The sequence below is a fragment of the Microvirga tunisiensis genome (assembly GCF_009296175.1).
In the GTDB taxonomy this organism is placed as follows: domain Bacteria; phylum Pseudomonadota; class Alphaproteobacteria; order Rhizobiales; family Beijerinckiaceae; genus Microvirga; species Microvirga tunisiensis.
Map to the genome: position 1 here is coordinate 1 of NZ_VOSK01000839.1, position 1052 is coordinate 1052.

Below are 1052 nucleotides of genomic sequence, written 5' to 3' on the forward strand. Positions count from 1 at the left end.
CTTCGAAGCGGTGCGGGATCTGCAAGTGGATTGATCCCCATTGGACGGGGCCTCGGTACCAGATGCGAAGTCCGCAGCACGAGCTTGGCGGTGTCAAACCGTCAAAATCACTGTGCTAAGGATCTAGCCGAGCCGTGGCTCCGTTTCCACACCCCGCTCATCGAACCGGACATGCAGATCTCCCGCATCCGGCTCTCGGACAAGACCTCACGCCTTCACCCATGGCACGTCGTGCCCAAGCCGGCTCAGGCGTACGAGCCCAAAATGCCCGTAGAGGTGCGAGAGGGGATAAGCTCCGCGCCTGCGTCGCCTGACCTTGTGCTTGGAACGCAACCACCGGCGCAACCGCACCGCTGTGTCGGTGTCGAGCGCTCGATACGCCGGATTGACGGTGCCTACTGAGAAGGAGTTCGCCCAGCCGCGTAACGTGCGGTTCAACTTGCCCACCAGCCCTGTGGTCTCTTGCCATGTCCCTGCTCGGGCGGTCAGCGCATGGATCTTCTCGACCACGCGCCGGATGCTCTTCTTCGAGGGCCGTTGCGCCAGGCGGGCCTGGCCGGTTCTCGCCGAATACATCCGTCCGAACGTGTACCCCAGGAAGTCAAACTCGCCTTCCGGTACCTTGCAGATGCGTGTCTTCTCCTCGTTCACCGTCAGCTTCAGCTTGCCCATGATCTCGCGCAGGCGGTGCAAGGCCTCTTCGGCTTTACCCTTCCTGCACAGGATCACGAGGTCGTCCGCATAGGTCACGATGCGACTGCCGAGGCTGTGCTCCAGCCCGAGCTTCTTCCATCCCAGCACAAACCGGCGCATGTACAGATTGGCCAGCAGTGGTGAGATCACCCCACCTACAATGGTGCAAAACTCCTCTTTGATCTCACGGTGACGATCCCGTGGGATCGGCTGCGAACGCGGTATGGCAATGGTTTCCTGGGTGCGCCGTTGATGCTGTGTCGGCCGTCCAGGACGCGATGGCCCGATCACGGAGGCGCCGATGCCAAGGCGCAAGATAATACCCCCGATGCTCAAGGTCCGGGTGAGCCATGAGGTCA

Annotated in this window: 1 protein-coding gene; it reads right to left on the reverse strand. The window is 61.7% G+C overall.

All coding sequences use genetic code 11. The features are described 5' to 3' along the window. Positions 1 to 207 precede the first annotated feature (207 nt). On the reverse strand, positions 208 to 1052 hold an 845-nt coding region (locus FS320_RS44005), incomplete at its 5' end, for a reverse transcriptase domain-containing protein (RefSeq protein WP_210252269.1).